This window comes from Streptomyces sp. NPDC048473 (assembly GCF_043200155.1).
Taxonomy (GTDB): domain Bacteria; phylum Actinomycetota; class Actinomycetes; order Streptomycetales; family Streptomycetaceae; genus Streptomyces.
In genome coordinates this window covers 1-4886 of sequence record NZ_JBICXE010000132.1, presented here as the reverse complement: position 1 = coordinate 4886, position 4886 = coordinate 1, and the positions used below count along the sequence as shown (strand labels likewise).

Annotated in this window: 4 protein-coding genes; 2 read left to right on the top strand and 2 right to left on the bottom strand. The window is 69.5% G+C overall.

Going from position 1 to position 4886, the window contains the following annotated elements; translation table 11 throughout:
• Window positions 1-108: 108 nt before the first annotated feature.
• Both ACGFU7_RS47530 and ACGFU7_RS47525 read left to right on the top strand, forming a co-directional pair.
• Window positions 109-345 carry a hypothetical protein gene (locus tag ACGFU7_RS47530; RefSeq protein ID WP_393704998.1) on the top strand — a complete coding sequence of 79 codons (237 nt, stop codon included), beginning with the start codon at window positions 109-111 and terminating at the stop codon, window positions 343-345.
• Window positions 346-768: 423 nt separating this feature from the next.
• Window positions 769-954 carry a hypothetical protein gene (locus tag ACGFU7_RS47525; protein ID WP_393704996.1) on the top strand — a complete coding sequence of 62 codons (186 nt, stop codon included), beginning with the start codon at window positions 769-771 and terminating at the stop codon, window positions 952-954.
• A gap of 407 nt (window positions 955-1361) precedes the next feature.
• On the opposite strand, the gene ACGFU7_RS47520 is transcribed toward ACGFU7_RS47525, so the two are convergent.
• Both ACGFU7_RS47520 and ACGFU7_RS47515 read right to left on the bottom strand, forming a co-directional pair.
• Complete coding sequence (locus tag ACGFU7_RS47520; RefSeq protein WP_393704994.1) at window positions 1362-4037, bottom strand: Helicase associated domain protein; 2676 nt, start codon at window positions 4035-4037, stop codon at window positions 1362-1364.
• A 43-nt stretch (window positions 4038-4080) separates the two neighbouring features.
• Window positions 4081-4689 (bottom strand): hypothetical protein, encoded by a 609-nt coding sequence (locus ACGFU7_RS47515; protein WP_393704992.1) that lies wholly within the window; start codon window positions 4687-4689, stop codon window positions 4081-4083.
• Between the last annotated feature and the right edge of the window lie 197 nt (window positions 4690-4886).

Here is a 4886-nt window from a genome sequence, read left to right as displayed (position 1 = left end):
TTCTGGTGATCAAGATGGCAAGAGCCGTGTAACGGGAGACTGTTACGCACGGTTCTGTGGGAGCCCGGGGGTGAAATTCCCCCGGGCGACCCAACATCTAATGCCGGTATGGACGTGACCGACTTCCCCGACGACCTGGTGCAGGCACAGCGCGCCTGGGACGCCACCTACGACGCGCTCGCCGCCCGCCGCCCCTGCGACACCACCGCCCTGCGCCGCCGCCTGCTGCGCCTGTCCGTACGGCTGTGGTGGCACCCCTACTGGGAGACCGCTCCCTCGGTGCCGGCGGCGCGTTCCGAGCTGCGGGAGCTGGCCCGCGCCCGGGGAGCCGTCCAGGCCGCGTGACCGGGCGCCTCGGTCGACCAGGAGCACGAGGTTGCGCCAAGGGTTGCGCCTATCTGTTGCGCCAGAGGTTGTGACTGGGGTTGCGCCTACTGTTGCGCGGGCCGGAGAGCCGTCCCTGTGTCGGCGCAGGTCACCACGCGGTTTCGCCGTGGTCGGACCGCTGACATCCCCGTTGCGGCCGCTTTGCCCATGTCCCCTGGCTGGCGTGAAGGAGTAAGGGACGGGCGGGATGGGCGGCACGGACGCGCCGGGGACCGGGGCGCGCTCAGCCGGTTGCGCGTCGGCCGGGGCCGCCGCGCCGTGCCGCCGTCAGCCTGGCGGCGGGAGCCGGGACGGAAGTCGCCGGCACCCGTTGCTGTCCTTCCGGTGCCGAGCCCCACCAAGGGGTGGGGCGGGAGACTCTCGCCGGATGGGGGTACCGCTGTGATCGTCCGACTCCTGGGTGGTCCGCTCGCCGGACGTGAGCTGGAGACCGCCCCCGGCCCGTGGGCCGGAGACTGGCTCACGGCCGGTGACGCCGACTGGGGTCTGTACGTTCTCGCGCACCGCGACCCGGCGACCGGCATCGTCCTGGCGGAGATCCGGGCAACCGCCCCACGCAGCCAGTAGCACCCCGGGGTGCCGCAAGATGTGTCCTCTGAGGTGGCCAATCGTTGAGCAGCGAATGGAGCTCAGTGAGGAGCAGGTGGCCACCTTGCAGGACCTTCTCCGCGAGGGTCGTGATCTGCACATGGACAGTGACCCGTGTGATCAGATTCGCTGGCGTTCCGCCGCGCTCGTCTACCTCCGGGGGACGGTACCGCCCGAACATCACATGTGGCGGCTGAGCAACGACTGGAACCGCTTCATGGTGCCGCTTGAGTTCACCATCCACAGACCGAAGATCTTCGGCGAGTACTGGGGTCCCATCCTGGGAGCGATCGAGGGCCTTCTGGCGCTGCATGGGTCCTCTCTGACTGACAACACGCGAAGGGACCAGCGCAAGGCTCTTACGGCTGGCCCCTCGACATCTAGCGCTACGCCCAGTCGACGCCCAGCTCGGTCAGCGCGTTCAGCTGTTCCTGGGTGAGCTTGTCGCGCCTCGATTTGGTGTTCGAGACCCAGACGCCCAGTTTCACGGTCACCGGCTCCGCCTCGCCGTCGACCGCGATCGGTTCACCGTGCCCACGCGGCACCGACCGGCCCGCGCCTTCCCGTTCCACCCACTGCGCGAAGGCTGCCAGGCCGCGCTGGAACGCCTGCTGCGCCTTGCTCGGGCCCTTCGTCGTGCGGGTGGCCGCCGGAGCGGGAGAAGGGGCCTCATCGGGCTGCACGCCCAACGCGGACAGCCGCTCCTGCTGCTCGCTCGACAGCTGCGCCCAGGTGCCCGGATTCTTCTGCCGCTGAAGCCACTTGCCCAGGTCGTCCCCCTCGAACAGCACCCCGGGTTCGATGGCCGGCAGGCCGCCGTCGGCGTCGACCAGGTCCGCGAGGACGCGGTAGTGCCGCTGCCAGTCCAGCGGCCACGGGCAGTCCCAGTCCGGGTCGATCGCGGTGAGCTGCGCCGCGCGTTCCGTCGCCCGCTCGGGGTCCTTGCCCAGGCCGTTCTTCTGGCCCTTCCGGCGGAGGTTGGCCATGTGCTGGCCGACGGGCACCATCGCCTCGCCCTCGCCCCACACCGCGTCCTGGCGGGGAGCGAGGTGCCCGGTGGCCCGCCGGTAGGACCGGAGCGCGGCGAGCTTGTTCTCCCAGGCTTCCTCGCCCGGCTCCCACACCGTCCCGGCCTCCGGTGCGTCCAGCAGGGTCTTGCGCCGCTCCTCCAGCTCACCCGCCCGCAGCGCCTTCCGCTGCTGGTGCACCCACCGCCCCAGCGGGAAGTCCTTGGTAACGCCGACCTCGGTCTCCACGTCGTAGGGCACGGCGTAGAGGCCGGTGATCTCGTTCTCCTTCCGCCACCGGAGCAGGGCCTGGTAGCCCTCCAGCCACACCAGCGACTCAGGCCGGTACACCCGCGTCCGCAGGAACGCCGCGATCGTCGCCGCGTCGCGCGGGCTGGAGAAGTGGAGCAGCGCCGCTTCGGCGGCGGCCTGCGTGTCGTCCTGCTCCTGGTCCTCGTTGTCCTCGCCGCCGGCCCCGACGATCTGCCCGTCCTCGTCACGCTTCACGTGCGTGCGTCGTTCGTGCTGGCCCCGCGAGAGCGCGCGGGAGGCGAGCTGCTCAACGAGTCGCTCATCATGACTGCGAAGTCCTTGGAGGACCGCTACAAGGGGGCGGAAGCTGGCGCTGGCGACCATGTCGGTCGGGTCCTCGTTCGGCTCCAGGAAGATCGGCACGATGATGCGCGCGATCTTCGTGGTGCCGTCGCGGTTGAGCCGCAGGGCCCGGCCGATGTTCTGGACGATCTCGACCTGGGAGCCGCGGGTGTCGGCGAAGCAGACGGCCTCGACTCCCCGCTCTCCGGTGATGTCGACGCCTTCTCCGAGGACGCGAACGCTGGCGAGGAAGGCGCGGTGTACCCGGCGGTTGTTGGCGTCGATGCCGTTGGCGAACTGGCGCAGGACCTCGCGCCGCTCGGCTACGAGGTGGTCGCCGCAGAGCCAGGCCGACCAGACCCGGTCCGGCGGGACGTGGCGGCCGGCCTCCAGCTCGTAGAACTCCGCGTCGATCGACGATTTCGGCAGGCTCTCCGCCTTCGCCAGGTCTTCGTCGGAGGCGTCGGTGGCGTACAGCTCCGCGGCCGTCTCCGGCAGCTTCTCCGCGAACGCCGCGGCCTCTTCCACCTTCTGGTGGAACGTCATGACGGTGCGCAGGTTCCACCTCGCCGCGTGCTCCAGGAGCGCGGTCTGTAGGAGCGCGAGGCGCCGGCCCCGCAGCGCCTCCTCCGACAGTCCGAGGACGGGCGAGGGGTCGCGGATCTCCAGGACGTCGATCTCGAAGCCGGCGAGAATTTCGCGCTCGATCGCCTCGCTCAGCCCGAGTTCGGCCAGCCACTTGCCGTAGGTTTCCGAGTCCTGTCCCATCGAGGCCAGTTCGAGCTCCTGGCCGTCCTTGCCCTTCTGCGGCCGGGGCGAGGCCAGGATGCGAGGGGTCGCGGTGAGGTAGAGCCGGAAGTCCGCCGGGATCCGGGCGTTGTCGTGGATCGCCGCCCACGGCCGCCCAAGGTCACCGGCGGTGCCGTGGGCCTCATCCACGATCGCGAGGTCGAACGGGGCCATCTGTTGCCCGTACAGTCGCTCTCCGCCCGCCAGCGCGGCCTCCAGCGGCCCGCGCACCTTCCGCTGGCCCACGGGTGCGTTGATGTCCTCGCGGTCCACCAGGGAGGCGTACGTGGCGAACACGACGACCGGCCCGTGCCCCGCCCACAGGGCGAGCTGGACCGGGTTGGTGGTGGTGCGCACCCCCAGCTCGTTCAGCACGGCATCGTTCTCCAGGGAGCACACCGCGACCATCGGCGCGGTGTGGCCCACCAGGCGCCACGCCTGGGCAGTCTGCGCGAGCAGGTCCAGGGTCGGTACCGTGACGAGGATCCGGCCGCCCGGGAAGCAGTCCAGCGCGCTCGCGGCGGCCGTGATCGTCTTGCCCGAGCCGGTCGCTGACACGATCGTGCCCCGGGCCCCCTGCGGGGGCACAGATGATCTTGCAGGGAATCCCACCCACTTACGGAAACTCGCTTTTTGGGCTACCTGGTGTTCCCGAAGCTGAATACCCAGCATTTCCACGCTCCTTCTCTGTCTTCTTTTCCACTTGCTTCGGAAATCACTGGGACGGGGTGAAGGGCGGGACGGACACCGTGCCGTCCTCGGCCACGACGATCCGCTCGGCAAGCTGGGCCAGGACCTGAGAGGGGCGCAACCCCGTCCGGCCGGCCACCACCCGGATCAGCCGGCTGGGCGCGACGGACAGCCAGACCTCCGCTCGCAGTTCATCCGCTTCCTCCTCCTGCCGTTCCCCGAAGGCGGCCTGTGCCGCAAGAGCACCAGCAAACCGTTCTTCACGCTCGCGAGCGCACACTGAGCCTTGCGCGTCCTGGTCCGGCTCGTACACGCTCCAACCGGCCGCAGTCATCAAGTCCCTGACGCGCCGCCACTCAGCGTGTTTGGCCAGCCAGATGGCAGCCATCCGCTCCCGGTCCATCTCGAACTCGTAGAAGGACCCGTTTCCCCTCGACTGCTCCGCGGTTTCCCGCTCACGGACAGCGGCCGCCGCGACCTTTTCCGCAACGGCGGCGACATCCAGGCCATTCGCCTGACGTCGGACCTGATCCCGCGCCACGTCCTGAGCACTCCACATGCGTTTTACCTTTTCCGGAAGCGCGGGCACCTGGGCCCGCATCAGGTGGCTAGAGGTGTCCTGCGTTTCCGCCAACAGTACATGTGTATCAAACCTGATGCACCCGCTACACTGAAACCCGACACGAACGAGCGACCCCCTCCCCTCGTAGCCAGCCCAACCCGCGTAGCAGGCTTTAGGTCCTGGAGGCGCAGCCGGAAGGGCTCGGGGTGGGGGAGCGCAGCGGACACGCCCTCAGACGGGTGCGAAGCACCCGTCAACTCTCTTACAAA

Coding starts and splice junctions, on each gene's coding strand:
- ACGFU7_RS47520 (WP_393704994.1), bottom strand. CDS start 4,037: ATGCTGGGTATTCAGCTTCGGGAACACCAGGTAGCCCAAAAAGCGAGT.
- ACGFU7_RS47530 (WP_393704998.1), top strand. CDS start 109: ATGGACGTGACCGACTTCCCCGACGACCTGGTGCAGGCACAGCGCGCC.